Origin of the sequence: Aurantimonas marina (genome assembly GCF_017183135.1) — a bacterium.
Taxonomy (GTDB): domain Bacteria; phylum Pseudomonadota; class Alphaproteobacteria; order Rhizobiales; family Rhizobiaceae; genus Aurantimonas; species Aurantimonas marina.
Genome location: NZ_JADDXW010000003.1, coordinates 135,933 through 157,858, shown reverse-complemented (window position 1 = coordinate 157,858; position 21,926 = coordinate 135,933). Strand labels below are relative to the sequence as shown.

20 protein-coding genes are annotated in these 21,926 nt (G+C 63.9%); 7 read left to right on the top strand and 13 right to left on the bottom strand.

What is annotated here, in order from left to right:
• Window positions 1–100: 100 nt before the first annotated feature.
• Entirely contained in the window at window positions 101–1,093 is a 993-nt protein-coding gene (locus ING15_RS05130) for a TerC family protein (RefSeq protein WP_206453710.1), read from the top strand.
• Here ING15_RS05130 and moeB read toward each other — a convergent pair.
• The 7 genes from moeB to mutM form a co-directional block, all read right to left on the bottom strand.
• Complete coding sequence (gene moeB / locus ING15_RS05125) at window positions 1,085–1,858, bottom strand: molybdopterin-synthase adenylyltransferase MoeB (protein WP_206453709.1); 774 nt, start codon at window positions 1,856–1,858, stop codon at window positions 1,085–1,087. The two genes, ING15_RS05130 and moeB, sit on opposite strands and share 9 nt — an antisense overlap.
• The gene (gene recF / locus ING15_RS05120) at window positions 1,855–3,075 is read right to left on the bottom strand and encodes a DNA replication/repair protein RecF (RefSeq protein WP_206453708.1); all 1,221 of its coding nucleotides are present in this window, start codon (window positions 3,073–3,075) and stop codon (window positions 1,855–1,857) included. Before recF ends, moeB begins: the two co-directional genes overlap by 4 nt.
• A gap of 14 nt (window positions 3,076–3,089) precedes the next feature.
• Window positions 3,090–4,214, bottom strand: a complete 1,125-nt coding sequence (gene dnaN / locus ING15_RS05115; protein ID WP_206453707.1) for a DNA polymerase III subunit beta — start codon at window positions 4,212–4,214, stop codon at window positions 3,090–3,092.
• Between the two features lie 180 nt (window positions 4,215–4,394).
• Complete coding sequence (gene dnaA, locus ING15_RS05110) at window positions 4,395–5,870, bottom strand: chromosomal replication initiator protein DnaA (protein ID WP_206453846.1); 1,476 nt, start codon at window positions 5,868–5,870, stop codon at window positions 4,395–4,397.
• Window positions 5,871–5,965: 95 nt separating this feature from the next.
• Entirely contained in the window at window positions 5,966–6,400 is a 435-nt protein-coding gene (locus tag ING15_RS05105; protein WP_206453706.1) for a rhodanese-like domain-containing protein, read from the bottom strand.
• Between the two features lie 868 nt (window positions 6,401–7,268).
• Window positions 7,269–7,538 (bottom strand): 30S ribosomal protein S20, encoded by a 270-nt coding sequence (gene rpsT, locus ING15_RS05100; RefSeq protein WP_206453705.1) that lies wholly within the window; start codon window positions 7,536–7,538, stop codon window positions 7,269–7,271.
• 253 nt (window positions 7,539–7,791) lie between these two features.
• Window positions 7,792–8,685, bottom strand: a complete 894-nt coding sequence (gene mutM / locus ING15_RS05095; protein WP_206453704.1) for a bifunctional DNA-formamidopyrimidine glycosylase/DNA-(apurinic or apyrimidinic site) lyase — start codon at window positions 8,683–8,685, stop codon at window positions 7,792–7,794.
• Window positions 8,686–8,830: 145 nt separating this feature from the next.
• Here mutM and ubiE point away from each other — a divergent pair, with 145 nt between their 5' ends.
• The 4 genes from ubiE (at window position 8,831) to dut (ending at window position 13,019) form a co-directional block, all read left to right on the top strand.
• Complete coding sequence (gene ubiE, locus ING15_RS05090) at window positions 8,831–9,610, top strand: bifunctional demethylmenaquinone methyltransferase/2-methoxy-6-polyprenyl-1,4-benzoquinol methylase UbiE (RefSeq protein ID WP_206453703.1); 780 nt, start codon at window positions 8,831–8,833, stop codon at window positions 9,608–9,610.
• A gap of 21 nt (window positions 9,611–9,631) precedes the next feature.
• Complete coding sequence (ubiB, locus tag ING15_RS05085) at window positions 9,632–11,218, top strand: 2-polyprenylphenol 6-hydroxylase (protein ID WP_206453702.1); 1,587 nt, start codon at window positions 9,632–9,634, stop codon at window positions 11,216–11,218.
• Between the two features lie 131 nt (window positions 11,219–11,349).
• Entirely contained in the window at window positions 11,350–12,570 is a 1,221-nt protein-coding gene (coaBC, locus tag ING15_RS05080) for a bifunctional phosphopantothenoylcysteine decarboxylase/phosphopantothenate--cysteine ligase CoaBC (RefSeq protein ID WP_206453701.1), read from the top strand.
• On the top strand, window positions 12,531–13,019 hold the full coding sequence (gene dut / locus ING15_RS05075; RefSeq protein WP_206453700.1) for a dUTP diphosphatase: 489 nt from the start codon (window positions 12,531–12,533) through the stop codon (window positions 13,017–13,019). The genes coaBC and dut overlap by 40 nt, the downstream gene beginning before the upstream one ends.
• Before the next feature lie 13 nt (window positions 13,020–13,032).
• Here the strand turns inward: dut and ING15_RS05070 are convergent, their stop codons facing one another.
• The gene (locus ING15_RS05070) at window positions 13,033–13,824 is read right to left on the bottom strand and encodes a GGDEF domain-containing protein (RefSeq protein ID WP_206453699.1); all 792 of its coding nucleotides are present in this window, start codon (window positions 13,822–13,824) and stop codon (window positions 13,033–13,035) included.
• A 290-nt stretch (window positions 13,825–14,114) separates the two neighbouring features.
• On the opposite strand from ING15_RS05070, the gene cysK reads away from it, so the two are divergent.
• Complete coding sequence (gene cysK / locus ING15_RS05065) at window positions 14,115–15,107, top strand: cysteine synthase A (protein WP_210348793.1); 993 nt, start codon at window positions 14,115–14,117, stop codon at window positions 15,105–15,107.
• A gap of 126 nt (window positions 15,108–15,233) precedes the next feature.
• Here cysK and rpsU read toward each other — a convergent pair whose 3' ends face one another.
• The 4 genes from rpsU to ING15_RS05045 all read right to left on the bottom strand — a co-directional run bounded on the left by rpsU (window position 15,234) and on the right by ING15_RS05045 (window position 17,897).
• Entirely contained in the window at window positions 15,234–15,542 is a 309-nt protein-coding gene (rpsU, locus tag ING15_RS05060) for a 30S ribosomal protein S21 (RefSeq protein WP_206453698.1), read from the bottom strand.
• A 93-nt stretch (window positions 15,543–15,635) separates the two neighbouring features.
• Complete coding sequence (locus ING15_RS05055; protein WP_206453697.1) at window positions 15,636–15,878, bottom strand: hypothetical protein; 243 nt, start codon at window positions 15,876–15,878, stop codon at window positions 15,636–15,638.
• 102 nt (window positions 15,879–15,980) lie between these two features.
• Window positions 15,981–16,193, bottom strand: a complete 213-nt coding sequence (locus ING15_RS05050; protein ID WP_206453696.1) for a cold-shock protein — start codon at window positions 16,191–16,193, stop codon at window positions 15,981–15,983.
• 339 nt (window positions 16,194–16,532) lie between these two features.
• Window positions 16,533–17,897 carry a cytochrome P450 gene (locus ING15_RS05045; protein ID WP_206453695.1) on the bottom strand — a complete coding sequence of 455 codons (1,365 nt, stop codon included), beginning with the start codon at window positions 17,895–17,897 and terminating at the stop codon, window positions 16,533–16,535.
• Between the two features lie 196 nt (window positions 17,898–18,093).
• Between ING15_RS05045 and gyrB the strand changes: the two genes are divergently transcribed.
• On the top strand, window positions 18,094–20,529 hold the full coding sequence (gene gyrB, locus ING15_RS05040; protein WP_206453694.1) for a DNA topoisomerase (ATP-hydrolyzing) subunit B: 2,436 nt from the start codon (window positions 18,094–18,096) through the stop codon (window positions 20,527–20,529).
• Window positions 20,530–20,654: 125 nt separating this feature from the next.
• On the opposite strand, the gene ING15_RS05035 is transcribed toward gyrB, so the two are convergent.
• Window positions 20,655–21,803, bottom strand: a complete 1,149-nt coding sequence (locus ING15_RS05035) for a Fic family protein (RefSeq protein WP_206453693.1) — start codon at window positions 21,801–21,803, stop codon at window positions 20,655–20,657.
• Between the last annotated feature and the right edge of the window lie 123 nt (window positions 21,804–21,926).

Sequence of the window (21,926 nt, the reverse complement as noted above, 5' to 3'; positions counted from 1 at the left end):
CGCATCGTGATGTCGGACCGCATCGGGTGTGCTCGATGCCGGGTCTGGACGTTTTCTGAGCCGAACGGTTTCCAGCCGCCCTCGACGAACGAGGGAGCAGATGGAGTCGGTCTTCGGCATTATCTTCCTGGGTCAGCCGCTGTGGATGTGGCTTGGCTTTCTGGGCATCGTCGTCCTTCTTCTCGCCTTCGACCTCGGCATCCTGCATCGGGGAAGCCGCGCGATCGGCATCCGCGAAAGCCTGGGCCTGTCGGGCTTCTACATCGCCCTCGGCCTTGCCTTCGGCGGCCTCGTCTGGATCGAACTCGGCCGTCAGGCCGGCATCGAATATCTCACCGGCTTCGTCGTCGAAAAGAGCCTCGCGATCGACAACGTCTTCGTCATCGCCCTGATCTTTTCCTATTTCGCGATCCCGCGAGAGTACCAGCATCGCGTGCTGTTCTGGGGGGTTCTCGGCGTCATTGTGCTGCGCGCGATTATGATCGGCTTCGGTGCGGCGCTAGTCGCCGAGTATGCCTGGATTCTCTACCTCTTCGCCGCGTTCCTGATTGTCACCGGCGTGAAGATGCTGTGGACAGGCGTCGACGAGACCATCGACCTGTCGCAGAATCGGCTGCTCAAATTCGCCCGACGCCGGCTGCGGGTCACGGACGAATTGCACGGCGAACATTTCGTTGTCCGGTTGCCCGACCAAAAGACCGGGCGGACGCTCACCTACATGACGCCGCTGTTCCTGGCGTTGATCTTCATCGAAGTGGCCGACGTGATCTTCGCGGTGGATTCGATCCCGGCGATTTTTGCGATCACCACCGATCCCTACATCGTCTACACGTCCAATATCTTCGCCATTCTTGGCCTGAGGGCGCTGTATTTTGCGCTGGCCGCGGTGCTGCATCGCTTCGCCTATCTGAAACAGGCGCTGGCGATCCTGCTGGTCTTCATCGGCTCCAAGATTTTCGTCGCCGACATAATGGGATGGGCGAAATTCCCCGCTGAATGGTCGCTTGCCGTCACCTTCGCAATTCTTGGCACGGGCGTCGTCTATTCGCTCTGGCGCACACGCGACGGAATTCAGGACGCGCCGTCAGGATGATGCGTCCGCGCGCCGCCGGCTGTAGCGGATTTCCTCGATCCGCATGGTCAGAAGATCGATCATCAGGAATCGCCCGACCAGCGCCTCGCCGATGCCACAGACGAGCTTGATCGCCTCGCTGGCGGCCAGCGTGCCGAGGACGCCGGTGGTGACCCCGAGGATGCCGGCCTCGGCACAGGAGGGCACCAGCCCCGCCGGCGGTGCTTCGGGAAAGAGGTCGCGATAGCCAGGATTCGGCTGTCCGTCTGGCCCGGATTCGTAGGGCTTCAGCACGGTCAGCGAGCCGGAGAACCGGTTGACAGCGGCGGTGGCCAGCGGTCGCCGCACGGCCTCGCACAGATCCGCCATGGCGTAGCGGGTGGTGAAATTGTCAGAGCCGTCGATGACGAGATCGTATTCGGCGACGATGTCGCGGCCATTGTCCGCGTCGAGGCGCAAAGGATGGGCCACGACCGCCACATGCGGGTTGAGCGCGGCGACGGCGTCGACTGCGCTGTCGAGCTTCGACCGGCCGACATCGGCGGTCCGGTGCAGCACCTGCCGCTGCAGGTTCGACAGCGACACTGTGTCATCGTCCGCGATGCCGATCGTGCCGATCCCGGCGGCCGCGAGATAGAGGACGACCGGCGAGCCGATGCCCCCGGCGCCGACGACGAGGATCCGCGCCCGCTTCAGCTTTTGCTGGCCTGGCCCCCCGATTTCCGGCAGCACGATATGGCGCGCATAGCGGTCGAGTTCCTGGGGGTCGAGTGGCTTGTCGCTCATCGTCCTTGCTCCGATTGCGCGCTTGTCGCACCGCTCGCCGGAGCTGGGCGGACCGTGCCCGCCGCGACCTCCAGCATCTGGGCTCTGTCGCCGAGAGCGTCAAACAGGCTCGCATCGGTGCCGGTCATGAAGGCCTGCACGCCGAGCTCGGCGATCAGGTCGAACAACGCCGCCCGGCGACTGGGATCGAGATGGGCGGCGATTTCGTCAAGCAGCAGGATCGGCGGCAGCGACGAGACGGCGGCGACCAGCCGGGCATGGGCGAGCACCAGGCCAATGAGCAGCGCCTTTTGCTCGCCAGTCGAGGACAGCGCCGCCGGCATCGCCTTGGCGAGGTGGACGACCGAAAGGTCCGCCCGATGAGCGCCCAGCAGCGTACGGCCGGCGGCCCGGTCGCCATGGCGACCGGCCCGCAGCCGCGTACGAGCCTCGTCCTCGATATCGGCCGAGGGGCGGGACAGATCGGTATCGCCGTAGCCGGAGGCCAAATCGAGGCCAGCCTTGGGAAATGGGTTGTCGGCGCCGGATTGCTCGATCATCCCGACCAGCATTCCGACGAGTTCGGCGCGCGCCAGGGCCATCGCCATGCCGAGCTCGGCCATCTGCGCCTCGATTCCGCTCAGCCAGGAATCATCCATGCGGTTGTCCGAAAGCAGCCGGTTGCGCGAGCGCATGGCGCGCTCGTAGTCCACCGCGCGGCGGCCGTGGGTCGGATCGACCGCCAGCACCATGCGATCGAGGAAGCGGCGGCGGTCACCCGTCGGGCCGGTGAACAGCCCGTCCATCGCCGGTGTCAGCCAGAGAATGCGCAACAGGTCGAGCAATTCGTCGACGCTCTTGGCGGCGGTCTCGTCGATCCGCACCGTCCGCGTCGCCGGACCGGCCGGATCGGGTTGGACCTTGGTGACGACGTTCGCCTCACCCTGCAGCGAAACCAGCCCGGCGCGAATCGAAAATCCGCCGCTGCCGCCCTTGCGTGCGATGTCCTGATAGGTCGCCCGGCGCAGGCCACGCCCCGGCGTCAGCAGCGACACCGCCTCGATGAGATTGGTCTTGCCGGCGCCGTTATCGCCGACGAAGGCGACGAAGCCTCGGTCGAAGGAAAGGCGCAGGGTCTCGTAATTGCGAAAATCGGCAAGCCGCAATTCGCTCAGTCGGACGACCGGTAAGCCGGATTGTGTCCCGGCCGCGTCGCCGGTTTGGCGTTCCCCGGTCAAGACCGTCGCGGTAATCAGACCCGCATCGGCATCAGGACGTAAAGCGTCGCGTCGTCGCCGCCGTCCTTGATGAGCGTGGGGGAACCGGCATCGGCAAGCATGAAGACGGCTTCGTCGCCGGTGAGCTGGGCGGTGATGTCGAGAAGATAACGCGCGTTGAAACCGATCTCGATGTCATCTGAATCGTAGCCGACCGCCAGTTCCTCGGTCGCCGTGCCAGAATCGGGCGAGTTGACGGTGAGGGTCAGCTGGGAGTCGCTGACCGCGAGCTTGACGGCGCGTCCGCGCTCGGAGGAAATCGTCGACACCCGGTCGACGGCGGCCGAAAAGCTCTGCCGGTCGAGGGTCAGCGCCTTGTCGTTGTTCTGCGGGATGACGCGCTGGTAATCAGGAAAGGTGCCGTCGATCAGCTTCGAGGTCAGAACGACGGGACCGATAGTGACGCGGAGCTTGGCGTCGGACAGTTCGACCTCGATAGCCGCGTCGTCCTCGCCGTCGCTGAGCAATTTTTGCAGCTCACCCACGGTCTTGCGCGGTATGATGATGCCGGGCATGCCCTCCGATCCGGCTGGCGCCGCCATCTCGGCGCGCGCCAGGCGATGGCCGTCGGTGGCGACCGCCCGCAGCTTGAGGTCGCCGTCCGCTTCGATCGTGTGGAGGAAGATACCGTTGAGATAATAGCGCGTCTCCTCGGTGGAGATGGCGAAATGCGTCCGGTCGATCAGCCGCGCGAGCTCCGCCGCCTTGATCGTGAAGGCGTGGCTCAGCGTTCCCGCGGTGATATCGGGAAAGTCCGATTCCGGCAGGCACTGGAGACGGAAATTCGAGCGGCCCGACGAGACCGTCATCTGGTTGCCGTCGGCATTGGTCGACAGCTTGACCTCGGCGCCGTCCGGCAGCTTGCGCACGATGTCGTAGAGCAGATGCGCCGGCACCGTCGTCGCGCCCTCCTGCTCGCCGGTAGCCGCGACGCTCTCGGTGATTTCCAGGTCGAGATCGGTGGCCTTCAGGCGAAGCGCGCCGTCCTCGGTCTTTAATAACACATTCGACAGAATCGGAATGGTGTTGCGGCGTTCCACGACCCGGTGGACGTGGGCCAACGACTTCAGGAGGTTGGATCGTTCGATGATGATACGCATGACGAAGGCCGTTTTGTTCGGGGCAGGCACCGCGGGAGGCGGCGCCGGTTCCGGGTTCGATGGTCTTAATGATTCGCACCGCACATGGAAAGCCAAAAGCGGCGGCTTTCTAGCTCAAGCGGCGTGCTGCATCGCCCGCCGATCGCCGCGTGCGGTACCGGATCTGGATTTGGACGGGGCCTATTCCTCGATCATCCGGCGGATCAGATCGAGTTCCTCCGACAGCTTCTCGTCATTGGCGCGCTCTCCCTCGATCTTGCGCACGGCGTGGAGCACCGTCGTGTGGTCACGACCGCCGAAGCGCCGGCCGATCTCCGGCAGCGAGCGCGGCGTCATGGTCTTGGCGAGATACATGGCGATTTGACGCGGCCGCACGATGGTTCGGGTGCGGCGCGCCGACAGAAGGTCGGTGCGCGTCACATTGTAATGGCGCGAGACGAATTTCAGGATGTCCTCGACGCGAACCCGCCGTTCGATATTGGCTCGCGTCAGCTGGTTGAGCAGATCGTCCAGATGTTCCGTCGAGAGCGGTTGGCCGAGCGAATGGCGGAAGGCAATCTGGTTGAACGCTCCTTCGAGGTCGCGACCGGACCCAGCGACTCGCTCGGCGATCGTGTCGATCACCCGCTCGGGCATGTCGAAGCTGGGATCCTCCGCCCGCATCGCCGCCACGCGGCTTGCGATGATCGAGCGGCGCATTTCGTAGTCCGGAACGGCGATCTGCAGCGTGATGCCGTTGGACAACCGCGAGCGGACCCGTGGATCGAGGGACTCCAGCTCCATCGCCGGGCGGTCGGCGGCACAGATCACCTGTTTCGCCGAATCGACCAGCGCGTTCAGAAGATGACAGAACTCCTGCTGGATCGACTTGCCTTGCAGGAACTGGGTGTCGTCGATGATCAAGATGTCGATGCCGCGCAACGTCTCCTTCAGATCGAGGGCGCGGTTGTCGCGGATCGCCGTTGCGAAACGCCACATGAAATATTCCGCCGTCAGATAGACGACGCGCGGCCGGTCCTCCCGGCGCGAGGCCGCATTGGCGATCGCCTGCAGCAGATGCGTCTTGCCGAGGCCGACGGCGGCGTGGATGAACAGCGGGTTGAAGCGGACCGACTGCGGCCCGTTCTCCGCGATCGCTCGCGCGGCGGCGAGAGCGACCCGGTTGGAGGCGCCTTCCACGAAGGTGTCGAACACGTAGCGTGGATCAAGGGGCGAGCCGAACTCCGAGCCTTGGGGCAAAGCGGAGGGGGGTCGAGCGTCACCGCCGGGGATCGCCTTTGCTGGTGCCGCTGCTCCGGCGACGCTCTTTCGCGCCGGCTCCGTGACGCGCGTCGCCTCGGGCTCGCTCTGGCCCGCGACACGCGCTTGGCGGATGGTGACGCCGCCACCGCGCACGGCGCTCCGGATCGCGATGTCGACGCGCAGCGTTCCCGGCACTTCGGTGCTGAAGATCTCGGTCAGCAGCTCGTGGTAATGCGACTGAATCCAGCTGCGCAGGAAGGCAGTTGGCACCGAGATGCGGCAGATACCCTTGCCGGTCGCCTCGAGTTTCATCCGTTGGAACCAACTGGCGAAGATGTCCTGCCCGAGTTGCGCTTTCAGCCGGGCGTTCACCCGCTCCATAATCTCTGCTGTGCCCCTCGCGCCGCCGTCCATACTTGCCCCGAAATCATTGTTGTTGGTTGTTGATTGGCGCAGCACGTGAATCCCGTCCGCGTTGGGACTCACAGCTGCGATGCGCCGGCGAAGACCTAATTCTGTGCCCAAGGCAAACCCTCCGCTTTCCAACCGGCTTTCCGCCCACGATGTCCTTCGGCGTCCGGCGGCCCTTCGAAGCCGCCGAGAACATTGAAACAATTCTCGAAGCCGTGGGCGGTCAGCGCCACGGCGCCAGCGATCGAGCGCACGCCCGAACGGCAAAGAAAGAAGATCGGCGACGCTCGGCTTCCCCCCGCCTTTACGACCTGATCGGCGAGCTTCTCCGCGAAGGCCGGGTCAACCGCCATCGAAGGAAAGCTCTGCCACTCGACGAGCAGCGGCACCTTCCCGAGCGCGTTCAGCATCGGCAGCCCGACATAGGTCCATTCGGCGGTGCTGCGTACGTCGACGAGCAGGGCGTCCGGTTTCTCCGCGAGCGCTGACCAGCACTCCCCAGGTGAAACATCGCCTTTGTAATCTTCAGGCATGCAAAAAGGTCCCCCGCCTCTGCGCCACATCGGCACAGAAGTTATCTGCGCCAGGCTTCGACCGACGCTAGTTTTTACTCGGATAAATCGTGAAAAGACCGGATACTAAATTTATGCGGGAGCGACCCCAAGGGTCGTAGCCTTCCACAATTTCCAGGAAGTTTTGGATAACCTGGATTGTCCCCGCATTTCGTCTTTCCCCGCACTTGTTTCGAGGGGGAAACTACGAAACGGCGCTGCGGTGAGCAAGCCGACTCCAGCCTGAATCGTTATGCGAGCAGGTCGCCTGTTGCAGACTCGCCATGCGGGTTGTGAGGCGATGTCACGCTAAACACTTTGCTCCCGGGGCTTTCGTCGCTTCCGAGGCCGGGCTGCGGGAGGAAAAGAATAAATATGAAAAAATTGTGGCGGGCCTGCTTGACTCCGGGGGTCGGAAAAACCTCCCGGAGGGCCGATCGGTAATCGCTCACTGACCTTCTGCAAGGGGCTGGAATCCATGCAGTTTTTCAAACCTGTCGTGCGGCGGATCCCGTCCGGGATCAGGCATGAGACAGTTTGGTGACAAATTGAGCTAAATGCCGACGAAGGCGGCTGCGAATCGCAGAATCGCGGCGGAATGGGCAGAGCCAGAAGCTGGAAGGCTGCCTGAATTGCTGAGGCTTCGTCGCCAGAGGCAACCGATACGAGCCTATGCGCGACTGCCGCGATTCCCTTGCCGCCTCGACAGCGGTCAGCGCGCGACTCGTTCGTTCGCCGCGGCCCGGAAGCCTTGTGTCGGCCTTGGAATCAAAAAGCCCCGGCCGAAGCCAGGGCTTTGTCATCATCCTTGCCACCCGGTGATCGACCCGGGTGTGACGCGCCGTTCAGATCAGGCGGCGCCGATCGTTTTCACGCGATGGGCGAGGCGGGAAATCTTCCGCGACGCCGTGTTCTTGTGAAACACGCCATGCGAAGCAGCGCTCATCAGTTCCGGCTCGGCAATCCGGAAGGCCGAGACAGCCGCGTCCTTGTCGCCGGCTGTGATCGCCTCTTCAACCTTGCGCAGGAAGGTGCGCACGCGGCTGCGGCGGTTGGTGTTGATGGCGGTACGCCGCGCGATCTTCCGCGTGGCCTTCTTGGCCGAAGGGGTATTGGCCATGGATCGTCTCTCTCTATCGTAACCGTATCGGTCGGATCGGGTGGGGTACGGCTCACGCCCTCAAGTGACGCGGCAATACAAAAACGGGCCGCGCCATGAAGCGCCGCCGAAAGTCGCGCCCTTATAGGCAGATGCGCCGGGAGCCGTCAATATCTGCCGCGAAGGCGGATGGACCGGACAGCCCTCCGGCGCGCCCGGCGCCGAGCGGTGCGACCTGCCCGCATCAGAGTGCCGCGTCGGCGCTTTCGCCTCGTCAGCGCTGGCAGGCGGGACAGAAGAAGGTCGAGCGGCCCGATTGAACGATGCGGCTGACGATACCGCGGCAAGCCTCCTGTCGGCAGGGCTCACCCTCGCGGTCGTAGGCGGCGAAGCGATGCTGGAAATAACCGAGCGAACCGTCGGCCTGGCGATAGTCGCGCAGCGATGAGCCGCCGGCCGCGATCGCCTCGGCGATCGTTTCACGGATATTGAGTGCGAGCGCTTCCAGCCGCTGGCTGGCCGTCCCGTCCTTCTTCACCAGCGTTCCGGCGGCCCGCCGCGGCGACAGGCGGCTCCGCCACAACGCCTCACAGACATAGATATTGCCGAGGCCCGCAATGATCCGCTGGTCGAGCAGCACGGATTTCAGCGGCGCGCTACGCCCCGCAAAGAGCGGGGCGAGCGCTTGTCCGGATAGTTCGTTGCCCGTCGGTTCGATGCCGAGCTCGCGAAAATGCGGATGCTCGGCCAGTTCGGCGCGCTCGATCAGCGTCATGTAGCCGAAGCGGCGCGGGTCATTATAGATGATCGAGACCGGTGCGAGATCGCGTGTCATCATATCGAAGCGCACATGATCATGGCGCCGGATGTCGGATCGCGGATGCGCGAACGCGCCGGGAACGCTATCGCCCTGCGGCGCTTCGATCCGGAACGAGCCCGACATGCCGAGATGCATGGCCAGCACCAGCCCGCCCCCCAGGTCGGCGACGAGATATTTGGCCCGTCGCCCGAGGCTTTCGATCCGTCGGCCGGCCAGCCGCTCGGCGAATCGCGCCGGCAGCGGAAAGCGCAGGTCGGGCCGCCCGAGCACCACCCGTTCGATCCGCGCGCCCTCGATAACGGGAAGAAGGCCGCGGCGCACGGTCTCCACCTCTGGCAATTCCGGCATTTTCGATTAAGTCCCTGCTCAATGCGGCGCTTCCAACCGGAGCGCCTGTCGAACGCGCCGCCTCCTGTCTTTCGCAGGACCGGTAAGGGTCGACCGTCCCAATATCCGCATCGGGGCGATGCGATACAAGATAAGGTGCCATCCCATGTCGCGAACCCGTGTCACCGGAGCCGAAGCGATGGAGACCTCCTACGGCTATTCCACAGTGGCGGGCCGGGAGGAGAAGCAGGCGCGCGTCAACGACGTTTTTCACCGCGTGGCCGAACGCTATGACCTGATGAACGACTTGATGTCGGCCGGCCTCCACCGCGCCTGGAAGAGCGCGATGGTCGCCTGGCTGGCGCCGCCACACCGCACCGGCTGGCGCTTCATCGATGTGGCGGGCGGCACCGGCGACGTCGCGTTCCGAATCGTCGAGGCATCGCGGCGGCGGGCGGAAGGCATTATCCTCGACATCAACGCTTCGATGCTCGGCGTCGGCGCCGAACGGGCGGCCAAGCGCCGCCTCGGCGAAAACCTCGTATTCGTCGAAGGCAATGCCGAGGATATCAAGTTCCCCGATATGAGCTTCGACGCTTACACGATCGCCTTCGGCATTCGCAACGTGCCGCGGATCGACAACGCTCTGAGCGAGGCCTATCGGGTGCTCAAGCCGGGCGGCCGGTTCTTGTGCCTGGAATTTTCCGAAGTCGACATGCCGGTTCTCGACCGGGTCTACGAAGCCTGGTCCTTCAGGGCGATTCCGAGGATCGGCGAGACCGTCGCCAACGATCGCGAATCCTATGAATATCTGGTCGAGTCGATCCGCCGCTTTCCCAACCAGGCGAATTTTGCCGCCGCCGTTCGCGCCGCCGGCTTCGAGCGCGTCGCCTATCGCAACCTGTCGGGAGGCATCGCCGCCATCCATTCCGGCTGGAAGCTCTGAACCGATCGGGCGGAAAGACTCTTGGCCAATCCCATTTCCGGCACGATCGCCCTCGTCCGCGCGGTCTTTGTTCTCGCCCGCGAGGGCGTCATTGGCTCGTTTCCCGCCGAGGGCCTGCCGCCCGGGCCGGCGCTGCTGCACCGCTTCGCGCGATTGATCGAGCGGGGCTCGGCTGAAAATCGGGAACGCTCGGACAATCTGTCGCGCGCGCTGAACCGTCTCGGGCCCTCCTATGTGAAGCTCGGCCAGTTCCTGGCGACTCGGCCAGACCTCGTAGGAGCCGCGGCGGCGCGCGAACTCGGCAGTCTTCAGGACAAGGTTCCCCCTTTCGATACGGCGCTCGCCGTGATCGAGATCGAGACGACGCTCGGACGGCGGGTCGAGGAGCTTTTCGTCGAGTTGGGCGAGGTGGTCGGGGCTGCCTCCATCGCCCAAGTCTACAAGGCGCGTATCCGCGACGCGGACGGCAGCGAGCGCTTCGTCGCCGTCAAGGTGGTGCGACCGGGCGTCCGCGTCCGCTTCCTGCGCGAGTTGGAGACCTTTGCCTCCATCGCCCGGTTCCTGGAACGCTATGTGCGCACGTCGCGCCGGTTGCGGCCGGTGGCGGTGGTCGAGACCCTCGCCCAATCGACCCGGATCGAGATGGATCTGCGGCTGGAGGCGGCGGCGGCGTCCGAGATGGCCGAGAACACGGCGAACGATTCCGGCTTCCGTGTGCCGAAGATCGACTGGGAGCGCACCGGCCGCGACGTCCTCACCATGGAGTGGATCGACGGCATCAAGATGAGCGACGTCGCCGCGATTGCCGTGGCTGGGCATGATTTGAAGCAACTCGGCGTGACCGTGGTGCAATCGTTCCTGCGCCATGCCATGCGCGACGGCTTCTTTCACGCCGACATGCATCAGGGCAATCTGTTCGTTGGCCCGGACGGCACGGTGATCGCGGTCGATCTGGGCATCGTCGGCCGGCTGAGCGCGGAATCCAAGCGCTTCCTCGCTGAGATTCTCTATGGCTTCATTCGCCGCGACTATCTGCGCGTCGCCGAATTACACTTCGAGGCCGGCTACGTGCCGCGCAATCAGAACGTCGCCAGCTTCGCCCAGGCGCTTCGCGCCATCGGCGAACCAATCTACGGCCAGCCCGCCGAGACGATTTCGATGGGCCACCTGCTGGCGCTCTTGTTCGAGGTCACCGAGCTGTTCGACATGAAGACGCGGCCCGAACTCGTGCTTCTCCAAAAGACCATGGTCGTCGTGGAAGGCGTCGCACGCACCTTCGACCCGAAATTCAACATGTGGGTCGCCGCCGAGCCGGTGGTGTCCGACTACATCCTCGAAGAGCTCGGGCCGGCGGCCAAGCTGCGGGAAGCGCGCGAGGGTGTCGATGCGATGCTGCGGCTGCTGCACCGCGCGCCGGATTTTGCGGTCGGGCTGGAAATCCTCGCAAAACAGATGCCCGACCTGATCGAAAACGGCATCCGGCTGAACGACGACACGCTGACGAACCTTGCCACGGAGAAGCGCGCCAGCATCATGAGCGGTCGCGTCGCCCAGTGGGTGATCGCCCTGTCGCTCCTGTCGATTGCAGCTTCCTTGGTCTTCGGGTGATGTCGTGACCCGATGGTCGGTCTATTGCTTGCTGGATGATCCCGCTGCCATTATCGCCGTCCGGGACAGGAACACGATTGAAGGGGAGGCGGCATGGCCAGCCTGACAAACCGCAAGGCGGTTCCGGCGGCATGAGCGGGCTCGCCGGCAAGCGCATCCTGCTCGTCATCGGCGGCGGCATCGCGGCCTACAAGACGCTGGACCTCATCCGCCGGCTGCGCGAGCGCGGTGCGCGCGTGACGCCGGTGATGACGGCGGCGGCCAAGGAGTTCGTGACGCCGCTGGCGGTCGGCGCGCTGGCGGCCTCGAAAGTGTTCGGCGACCTGTTCGATCGCGAGGACGAGCACGATGTCGGCCATATTCGGCTCGCCCGCGAGGCCGATGCAATCCTCGTCGCGCCGGCGACGGCGAACCTGATGGCGCGCTGCGCCAACGGCCTTGTCGATGATCTCGCCACCGCCGTGCTGCTGGCGGCCAAAGGCCCGATCCTGATGGCTCCGGCGATGAACCCGGCGATGTGGGCGCATCCGGCGACGCGCCGAAATCATCAGGCGCTGGCCGCCGATGGCGTGCGCTTCGTCGGCCCGAACGTCGGCGAGATGGCCGAGGCGGGCGAGGCTGGAATCGGGCGCATGGCCGAGCCGATGGAGATCCTCGCGGCGCTGGACGCTCTGCTGGGAGGTGGGGCGAAGCTGCTCGCGGGCCGCCGCGTCGTGGTCACGTCAGGTCCGACCCACGAGCCGATCGATCCGGTCCGCTACCTCGCCAACCGCTCGTCCGGGCGGCAGGGACACGCGATCGCCGAAGCGCTTGCCGGATTGGGGGCCGAGGTGACGCTGGTCAGCGGTCCCGTCGCCATTGCAGATCCGGCCGGTGTCGCCATGCGCCGTGTCGAGACCGCCTGCCAGATGCTGCAAGCCGTCGAGGCGGCGCTTCCCGCTGATGCCGCCATCTTCGTCGCCGCCGTCGCCGACTGGCGAACGGTTGCGGAGGGCGAGACGAAGATCAAGAAGGGCGACGACGGCCCACCGACGCTCGCCCTGACGGAGAACCCGGACATTCTGGCGACCGTCGGCCATTCAGATCTGCGTCCGCGCCTCGTCGTCGGCTTTGCGGCCGAGACCGACGATCTCCTGGCGAATGCGCGGGCAAAGCTCGATCGCAAGGGCGCCGATGCGATCGTCGCCAATGACGTGTCGGCCGCAACCGGCGTCATGGGCGGCATGACCAACACCGTGCATATCGTGACCCGTGACGGCGTCGAGGACTGGCCCAAGCTCGACAAGACAGAGGTCGCGCGGCGTCTGGCGCTATGGATCGCCCCCCGTTTGACGCAGGCCGATCGCCCGTGAGTGCGCCGGCGATCGGCATTTGCCGCCTGCCCCATGGCGCGGATCTGCCGCTTCCCGCCTACGCCACCCAGGGGGCGGCCGGGGCCGACATTCGCGCCGCGCTGACGGAGGCGCTGACCTTGGCTCCCGGGACGCGGGCGCTGGTGCCGACCGGCCTGAGCTTCGAGATTCCGGCCGGCTACGAGGTTCAGGTTCGCCCCCGTTCGGGCTTGGCCGCCAAGCACGGCGTCACGATCCTCAACACGCCCGGCACCATCGACAGCGACTATCGCGGCGAGGTGAAAATCATCCTCGTCAATCTGAGCGAGGAGCCTTTCACGGTCGCGCGCGGCGACAGGATCGCGCAGATTGTGATCGCGCCGGTCGTCCAGGCGGAGTTCGGCGAACGACAAAGCCTTGCGGTCAGCGACAGGGGAGAAGGTGGTTTCGGCTCGACGGGAACCGGGTGACCGGCCGGGGCTGTCAGGGGGTGGCGGGAACCGGTTTTCCCGCGTCGCGAAGATAGCCGTGCGCGTTCCCCATCGCCGAGATGGTGCTGCGGTTTCGCCCGGCCTGCTTGGCCTGATAGAGATTGTGGTCGGCGGCGGCGTAGATCACGTCGAAGGATTGCGGCGCCGCGGAAAATGCGCCGCCGACGCTGACCGATAACCTCATGGCGTCGGCGCCTTCGCCGACGCTGAGCGCGTTGATGGCGAGCCGCAGGCGCTCGGCCACTGTCCGGCCTTGGCCGATATTGGCGCAGGGCAGCGAGATCGCGAATTCCTCGCCGCCGATGCGGCCCAGCGCGTCGCCGGCTCGGATCGAATGGCGAAGCTCGGTCGCGATCGCCTTCAAGGCCTGATCGCCGGTTGGATGCCCCAGCCGATCGTTGATCTGCTTGAAATTGTCGGCATCCACGACGAGCAGCATCAGGCCGCCCTGCTGCTTTCTCTCAAGTGTCGCGATATGGCGTCGAATTTCGCCCTCGAAGCCGGCTCGGTTGAGCAGGCCGGTCAACCGGTCGGTCGTCGCGGCGCGTTTGAGACCGGCATTGTCGGACATCAAGCTGTTCAGCCGGACAGCCAGATAGACGACATAGGGAAGGGCCGTCGCCAGCGGCACTGCGAACGCGAAAAGCGCCGCCGTCGTCATCACCGGTTGCCCGAACCCGCGGAAAAGATAGAACCCCGCCGTCCCCGACATCAGCGTCATCGCGGCGACGAGAACGAGGAATTCGCCGCAGATGGTCCGGATATGGGCGAAGGAAGGGGGCAACGGCGACCTCGCTGGTTCATCGGCCGGCGCGTTTGGCTGCCCCGGTGCACCTTTTTCCCGCGATTATCATAAGATCGCGTGGGAAGAATGCCGACAATTCGATCCATCGCCCGTATTGTCCTGTGCGGTCCGATGGCGCTTTGTCGCGCATGGGGTATGTTTTTCTATCGGAAGGGCGCACTTTGGATGTTGCGGCCTCATATCCGGTGGCTTTCCGCCCTAACGGTCACACGTGATGGGGTGGCGGCGGGATGGTACCGCGCCACGACGCGATAGGAAGGAACGAAGCCATGGACAAGGCCGCCAACGACAGCACGGCAAGGACGCACGGGCGAGGGCGTATCTACGATTCCATCGTCGACACGATCGGCGATACGCCAATCGTTCGCCTCGACAAGCTGGCCAAGGAAAAGGGCGTCGAGGCGCATCTTCTTGCCAAGCTTGAATTCTTCAATCCGATCGCCAGCGTCAAGGATCGTATCGGCGTCGCGATGATCGAGAAACTCGAGGCCGACGGAAAGATCGAGCCGGGCAAGACGACGCTGGTCGAGCCCACCTCGGGCAACACCGGCATAGCGCTTGCCTTCGCGGCCGCCGCCAAGGGCTATCGGCTGATCTTGACCATGCCCGAGACGATGTCGATCGAGCGGCGCAAGATGCTGCGGCTGCTCGGCGCCGACCTCGTGCTGACCGAGGGTGCCAAGGGCATGAAGGGCGCGATCGCCAAGGCCGAGGAACTCATCGCCGAGATTCCGGATGCTGTCATGCCTCAGCAATTCGAGAACCCGGCCAATCCGCAGATACACCGCGTCACCACGGCCGAGGAAATCTGGAACGATACCAAGGGCGAGGTCGACGTGCTGGTGTCGGGTATCGGCACCGGCGGCACCATTACCGGCGCGGGCCAGGTTCTCAAGCACCGCAAGCCCGGCCTGAAGGTCATCGCCGTCGAGCCCGAGGCATCGCCGATCCTGTCGGGTGGCGCTCCCGGACCGCACAAGATCCAAGGCATCGGTGCCGGTTTCGCGCCGGCCATCCTCGATCGCGAGATCTATGACGAAGTCGTCCAGGTCTCGAACGAGGAATCTTTCGAGTTGGCGCGTCTGGTGGCCCGGTTGGAAGGCGTACCGGTGGGAATCTCATCCGGCGCGGCGCTGGCGGCCGCGATCCGCATCGGCCAGCGGGCGGAGATGGCAGGCAAGAACATCGTCGTGATCATCCCGTCCTTTGCGGAGCGGTATCTGTCGACGGCCCTGTTCGAAGGGCTGGGTGACGAGGCGTAGGCATCACGCGTCGCAGGACCGCACCGGCCGAGCCTTTCAAAAATGCGATTGCCCGGCGAACCTCGCGGTCACCGGGCGATCGAATAGGCAAAGCAATGAGGGGGACGGGCTGGCCTTAGATGGCTGCTACGCGCCACCACTCGCATAACCGCTGCTCGTACCGGCACCGCCGGCGCCACCGGCGCCCGGACGCGCAGCGCCCGCGCGAGGCGGCTTACGCTTCGGACCAGGAACGAGACCTTCGCGCTGCGCCTGCTTGCGGGCAAGCTTGCGGGAGCGGCGAATGGCCTCCTGCTTCTGACGAGCGCGTCGTTCGGACGGCTTCTCATAGGCGCGGCGCGCCTTCATTTCACGGAAGACGCCTTCGCGCTGCAATTTCTTCTTCAGAGCCCGCAGGGCCTGATCGACATTGTTGTCTCTGACGTCGACTTTCAAAACGACTCCTCACTGATCGGTTATTAAGGGCCTCGCGCCGCTTCTCCTCATAATGGGAGAGCACGGGACCGCCACAGGGCCGGCGACGATCAGTCAGCCGGCGGATTTCTTTACGCGTGGCTTCGACGCCGTCGTCTTTGCCTTGACCTTGGCAACCTTAGGCACCTCGGTGGCATCCCGCTCCATACGGAGCTTCTTGAGCCGCGCCGTCTTTTCCTGGGTCGCCAAGGATTCTGCGGCGATGATGCCGATCGCGGAACCCTTGGCGGGTCGTTCCGGCGGACCCGAAAGCGCTGCTTCGGCGCGCTCGCGCGCCTTGCGGGAATTCTCCATCATCTCGACTTTCGATCACTTGGCACCGAGACGCGGAGCGACCCGAAATAAAGTTTCGGTCGGCGCGACCGGCGGAGCGGATTCCGCCGGTCGCGCCTTAACGTATTAGACGCGCTGGACGTTGATCGCCTTCGGGCCCTTGCCGCGGGTGTCGGGCTCGGTGTCGAAGCTGATCTTGTCGCCCTCGTTGAGCGAGGAGATACCTGCGCGCTCGAGCGCGGAGACGTGAAGGAACACGTCCTTCGCGCCGCCGTCCGGCGTAACGAATCCGAAACCCTTGGCTTCGTTGAAGAACTTGACGGTGCCGGTCTGGCTCATGGATAAACCTTTCGTCGCTGCCCTGTCGGGCTCTGCTGGAAGTTTCGCGCGACGCGATAGACTTCTATGGTTGTATGGACACAGCAACACGCTGCGGCCGGAGATTCGGAATTTCACACGGTTTCGGCGAAAGGTTTGGTTCTCATCGCTCCGGTCATTGCACAGCAAAACCAGGCAAACCGCCGATTTTTCGGTGGCGGAACGTTAGCCAGACTCCGGGTCTGCAAATACCCGAAGTAGGATTATGGCCTCTGACGCGTCCAAGTGCAAGAGCAACGATTCAAATGCGACCGCAGCCAGGGCATCAATGGCGGCGAGCCGGCCGGGTCGACCTCCCTCCTATCGCCTGGCGACGCGCAGCGGAAGGCCGCCCAGCGGCTGCACCGTGATCCGCTGCACCACTTCCGGCGGGCCGTTGCCGGCATAGTCGAACCGCAGATGTTTAAGCAGGGACGCAAGCGCGATGACACCTTCCTGCAGCGCGAAGCTCGCCCCGATGCACACGCGCGGTCCGACGCCGAAGGGCAGATATTGATAGCGGTCGATCGTCTCGCGATTGCCCGGCAGAAAGCGGCTCGGGATGAAATGGTCGGGCCGGTCCCAGAGCATTTCGTGGCGGTGGATCAGCCACGGCATGACGAGCACTGTTGCCCCGGCCGGGATCTCGACGTCGCCGGCGCGGTCCGGCGCGAGCGCTGTCCGGTTCAGCGACGGCGCGGGCGGGTAGAGCCGGAGCGCCTCCTCGAACACGGCCCTTGTGTAGACGAGGCGATCGACCCATTCGCTCGGATGCGACAGGGTCGGCAGCACGCTGTCCAACTCGGCTTCGACCGCCGCCCGCTCGGCCGGCGCCTGGCTGAGCAGATACAGCGTCCAGGCAAGCGAGCGCGCCGTCGTCTCGTGGCCGGCGCCGATGAAGGTGATGATATTGTCCTCGATCTCGTCAACCGACAGGCCGTCTGCCTTGATCAAGAGCGATAGAAGGTCGTTTGGCGCACCGTCCGGGCCACGCTCGATCTCGGCGCGCCGCCGCTCGATCGTTTCGGCGATTAGCCTGCGGAAATAGGCCATCGACCGACGGCCCTTGAGCCGGCGCAAGCGCGGCAGGAAGGCCGGTGCGTCGAGCAGGTCGAGCGGGTCGACCCGGCCCATCGAGCCGAGAAACGCCCGGGTGGATGTGGCGAAGGTCTCGCCGTCACCGGCGATATCGTCGGTGAACAGTGTCGCCTGCAGGATATCGAAGGTGAGCAGCGTCATCTCATGACTGCCGTCCACCGTCTCGCCCACGCGCCCACTGATCCGCTCGGCGAAGGCTTGCGAGCGCGCCTGCATCGTCTCGGTGAAGCCGGCGATGTTCCGCGGCGTGAAGACGGGCGCGATGGCCTTGCGGGTGCGCCGCCACAGGGCACCCTCGGCGGTCAGAAGCCCGTCACGCAGGAGCGGGCGCAGGATCCGCTGGCGCAGCGGCTGCATCACGTAATTGGCGGCATTTTCGACGAGGCAGTGGCGGACGCCCTTGGGGTCGTTGACGACGATGTTCGGAACGCCCAGCCATGTGCCGCGGATATATGGCTCCTTGAACGCGCGCGTCCCCCAGATCTCGATCGGATTGCGCGAGGCGGTCTTCAGGAAGCTGGCGAAACCGAGCGGTTCGGCGTGCGGAATCGGCGCCGGCGGGCGAAACGGTCGAACTGGCATATCCATTGGCGTATCCATGCGGCCGGCGGTCCTTTATGGTGTCGTTTGGGATATGGGTTGGCGGATGTTCGACGTCGAGCGTGGCGCGGCACACAGGGCTTTCCCGGACGGCTTGGATCGTGACAGCCGACCCTTTATATAGAGCGGGCGCAAACGGCGATTCGTCGCGGCCCGCCGCCTCGCCTGAAAACCAAGGAACAGCATGTCCGCAACGAACGAAACGAACCCCGTCCCGGAGGCCGAATACGGCGCCGATTCGATCAAGGTCCTCAAGGGCTTGGACGCGGTTCGCAAACGCCCGGGCATGTATATCGGCGATACCGACGACGGCTCAGGCCTGCATCACATGGTTTACGAGGTCGTCGACAATGCCATCGACGAGGCGCTGGCTGGGCACGCCACGCGTGTGACGGTGACGCTCAATCCCGATGATTCCTGCACGGTGACCGACAATGGTCGCGGCATTCCCACCGACATCCACACCGGCGAGGGCGTCTCGGCGGCAGAAGTCATCATGACCCAGCTGCATGCCGGCGGAAAATTCGACCAGAATTCCTACAAGGTGTCCGGCGGCCTGCACGGCGTCGGCGTCTCGGTGGTCAACGCCCTGTCGGTCAAGCTGTCGATGTCGATCAAGCGCAAGGGCAAGGTGCATGAGATGTCTTTCACCCATGGTGTGCCGGACGGCCCGCTGGAGGTGACGGGCGATGCCGGCGACGAGACCGGTACGGCGATCACCTTCCTGCCGTCCACCGACACCTTCCGGGGGGTGACGACGTTCGACTACGGGACGCTGGAGCATCGCTTGCGCGAACTCGCCTTCCTCAATTCCGGTGTCCGCATCCTGCTGTCCGACAAGCGGCACGCCGACGAAAAGCGCACTGAGCTCTTTTATGAAGGCGGACTGGAGGCCTTCACCCGTTATCTCGATCGGGCCCGCAAGCCGCTGATCCCCGCGCCGATCGCCCTGACCGGCCAGAAGGACGGGATCACCGTCGAGGCGGCGCTGTGGTGGAACGATTCCTACAACGAGACGGTACTCTGCTTCACCAACAACATTCCGCAGCGCGACGGCGGCACCCATATGGCTGGCCTGCGCGGCGCGCTGACGCGCCAGGTCACCGGCTATGCCGAAAGCTCTGGCATCCTGAAGAAGGAAAAGGTGTCCTTGACCGGCGACGATTGTCGCGAGGGTCTGACCTGCGTCCTGTCGGTGAAGGTGCCGGACCCGAAATTCTCGTCCCAGACCAAGGACAAGCTGGTTTCCTCCGAAGTCCGTCCGGTGGTCGAGAGCCTCGTCAACGAAACGTTGTCGACCTGGTTCGAGGAGCATCCGCAGGAAGCCCGGATCGTCATCAGCAAGGTCGTCGAGGCCGCCACTGCCCGCGAGGCGGCCCGCAAGGCGCGCGACCTGACCCGGCGCAAGGGCGCGCTGGACATCACTTCGCTGCCCGGAAAGCTCGCCGATTGCCAGGAGCGCGATCCGGCGAAATCGGAAATCTTCATCGTCGAGGGTGATTCGGCCGGCGGTTCGGCCAAGGGCGCCCGTTCGCGCAAGAACCAGGCGATCCTGCCCCTGCGCGGCAAGATTCTCAATGTCGAGCGGGCACGCTTCGACCGGATGCTCGGCTCCGACCAGATCGGCACGCTGATCACCGCACTCGGCACCTCGATCGGCAAGGACGAGTTCAATGCCGACAAGCTGCGCTACCACAAGATCATTATCATGACCGACGCCGACGTCGACGGCGCCCATATCCGCACTCTGCTTCTGACCTTCTTCTTCCGGCAGATGCCCGAACTGATCGAGCGCGGCCATATCTACATCGCCCAGCCGCCGCTCTATAAGGTCACCCGCGGCAAGCAGAGCCAGTATCTGAAGGACGAGAAGGCGCTCGAGAATTACCTGATCGAGGGCGGGCTCGACGATGCCGGCCTGACGCTCGCATCGGGCGAGGTGCGGACCGGCCGGGATCTGCGCGGCGTCGTCGACGATGCCTTGCAGGTGCGCCAGGTGCTGGGCGGGCTGCATTCGCGCTACCACCGCAGCGCGGTCGAGCAGGCGGCAATCTGCGGTGGCCTCACGCCGGAGGTCGCGGACGACGCCGCTCGTGCGCCGGCGATGGCCCAGCGGATTGCCGAGCGGCTGGATCTTGTCGCGGAGGAGACCGAGCGCGGTTGGACCGGCGAGGCCGTGGACGGCGGCTACCGTTTTCTGCGCACAGTGCGCGGCGTGTCCGAAATGCAGACGCTGGACGCGGCGCTGATCCATTCCGGCGACGCCTTGCAGCTCAATCGCCTTGCTGGACATTTGGCCGATACCTATGAGGGCCTGCCGGTGCTGCGCCGCCGCGACACCGAACGCGAACTGTCCGGGCCGATGGAACTCCTGACCGCCGTCTTCGAGGTCGGCCGCAAGGGATTGGCGCTGCAGCGCTACAAGGGGCTCGGCGAAATGAATCCCGAACAGCTGTGGGAGACGACGCTCGACCCCGAGGCGCGCACGCTGGTGGTGGTCAAGATCCCCGATGCGACCGACGCGGACCAACTGTTCTCGCGGCTGATGGGCGACGAGGTCGAACCGCGCCGCGAATTCATCCAGGACAACGCGCTGCAGGTCGCCAATCTGGATATCTGAGGCCGGACGCGCCGGACGACCTGCAGGGGAACTCGTCCCCGTTGACCAAATTTATCTCGCAGAGAATTTGCGATATATTGTCAATTCGATAAACGATTATGGTCTGATTCCGGCAGTATTACAGGTTAATCTGGACGGGAGGCACGCATAATAGTTGGAGAATAGAATATTTTTGGATATGAAGTCGGGATTTCCTCGATAATTCCGATCTCAACCAGTTTATCTATCGTTTTACGTGCTGCCGCATAGGTTACTCCGAGTTTTTGAGATGCCTCCGTTACCGTTATTGCCGGTCGTTCGAATAGAAAATCGATGACAATTGCCAAATTTGCTGATCGACCGGCAGAGGATGATCGATCTCTATATTCGGTCTGAAGACTAATAAGCCGGTCAATCGTACGGATTGTTTCTTTGCAGCTTTCAACTACGCGCTTACAGAAGAACGATATCCATCCCTCCCAGTCACCCTTGGCGGAAACGTTGAACATGTGATCGATATATTCATCTTTATACCGCTCCATGGCTGGAGATATGTACAATATAGGCATATCTAACAGGCCGCTATGAACCGCCATCAGAGATATTATCATCCTTCCCACACGGCCATTTCCGTCGGCGAATGGATGAATGCTTTCAATTTGGTAATGAACTAGCGCCAGATCGATAAGGGGAGGCGGAAACGAAGCGTCTTCCCTATTAATGTACCTCTCTAATTCATCCATGCACACCTGTGTTTCGGCAGGTGGAGGTGGAACGAAGCGGGCATTTTCGATGGTCCGTCCTCCGATCCAGTTTTGGTCTCGCTTGTACTCACCAGGCCGTTTCTGCGTGCCACGATGCAGGCTAAGTCCGCTAAGAAGTATTTCGTGAGCGCGTTTTATGACCCTGTGTGATATTGGGAGGGTTCTGAGAAGGTCCAGAGATTCGTTCAGTGCATTCAGATAGTTGATAACCTCGCGGGTCGACTCATCGCTTTGCGCTTCCAGTCCTGCCTCGGCGAGAAGGAGGTGGCCGTCGGTAGTGTAGGTTCCCTCCATCGCAGACGAGGTCAGAGCCTCATTTCGCTGGAGGGGTCGGACCAGCATATAAGGGTTCTGGAGTCGGCGGCACGCACCCTTTAACTCCCCAAGGGCCTGCATAGCTTCCATTAGAGATATCGCGACTGAAGCAAGGTCGAAGGCCGGAGGCAACGGAGCTGGTACAAACGCTTGTTGCCGTTCGATGGTGGGCACGAGCCGCCCTGTGGTGGGTTCGGTGAAATCGGAAGGGTTCATGCTACCTCGGTAAAATGTGTTCGGCCCGCTTTATACCAAACCGGTATTTATCTATAAAGTGCTGAAGCCGCTTTATAGATTGGTGCAAATGTCAAAGCGCGTTGGTGGTAGGTATGGCATATT

Bases quoted from the DNA above. Each gene is read 5' to 3' on its own strand.
- ING15_RS05130 (WP_206453710.1), top strand. From the start codon at position 101: ATGGAGTCGGTCTTCGGCATTATCTTCCTGGGTCAGCCGCTGTGGATG.
- moeB (WP_206453709.1), bottom strand. From the start codon at position 1,858: ATGAGCGACAAGCCACTCGACCCCCAGGAACTCGACCGCTATGCGCGC.
- dnaN (WP_206453707.1), bottom strand. From the start codon at position 4,214: ATGCGTATCATCATCGAACGATCCAACCTCCTGAAGTCGTTGGCCCAC.
- dnaA (WP_206453846.1), bottom strand. From the start codon at position 5,870: ATGGACGGCGGCGCGAGGGGCACAGCAGAGATTATGGAGCGGGTGAAC.
- ING15_RS05105 (WP_206453706.1), bottom strand. From the start codon at position 6,400: ATGCCTGAAGATTACAAAGGCGATGTTTCACCTGGGGAGTGCTGGTCA.
- rpsT (WP_206453705.1), bottom strand. From the start codon at position 7,538: ATGGCCAATACCCCTTCGGCCAAGAAGGCCACGCGGAAGATCGCGCGG.
- mutM (WP_206453704.1), bottom strand. From the start codon at position 8,685: ATGCCGGAATTGCCAGAGGTGGAGACCGTGCGCCGCGGCCTTCTTCCC.
- ubiE (WP_206453703.1), top strand. From the start codon at position 8,831: ATGTCGCGAACCCGTGTCACCGGAGCCGAAGCGATGGAGACCTCCTAC.
- coaBC (WP_206453701.1), top strand. From the start codon at position 11,350: ATGAGCGGGCTCGCCGGCAAGCGCATCCTGCTCGTCATCGGCGGCGGC.
- dut (WP_206453700.1), top strand. From the start codon at position 12,531: ATGGATCGCCCCCCGTTTGACGCAGGCCGATCGCCCGTGAGTGCGCCG.
- cysK (WP_210348793.1), top strand. From the start codon at position 14,115: ATGGACAAGGCCGCCAACGACAGCACGGCAAGGACGCACGGGCGAGGG.
- ING15_RS05055 (WP_206453697.1), bottom strand. From the start codon at position 15,878: ATGATGGAGAATTCCCGCAAGGCGCGCGAGCGCGCCGAAGCAGCGCTT.
- ING15_RS05050 (WP_206453696.1), bottom strand. From the start codon at position 16,193: ATGAGCCAGACCGGCACCGTCAAGTTCTTCAACGAAGCCAAGGGTTTC.
- ING15_RS05045 (WP_206453695.1), bottom strand. From the start codon at position 17,897: ATGGATATGCCAGTTCGACCGTTTCGCCCGCCGGCGCCGATTCCGCAC.
- gyrB (WP_206453694.1), top strand. From the start codon at position 18,094: ATGTCCGCAACGAACGAAACGAACCCCGTCCCGGAGGCCGAATACGGC.
- ING15_RS05035 (WP_206453693.1), bottom strand. From the start codon at position 21,803: ATGAACCCTTCCGATTTCACCGAACCCACCACAGGGCGGCTCGTGCCC.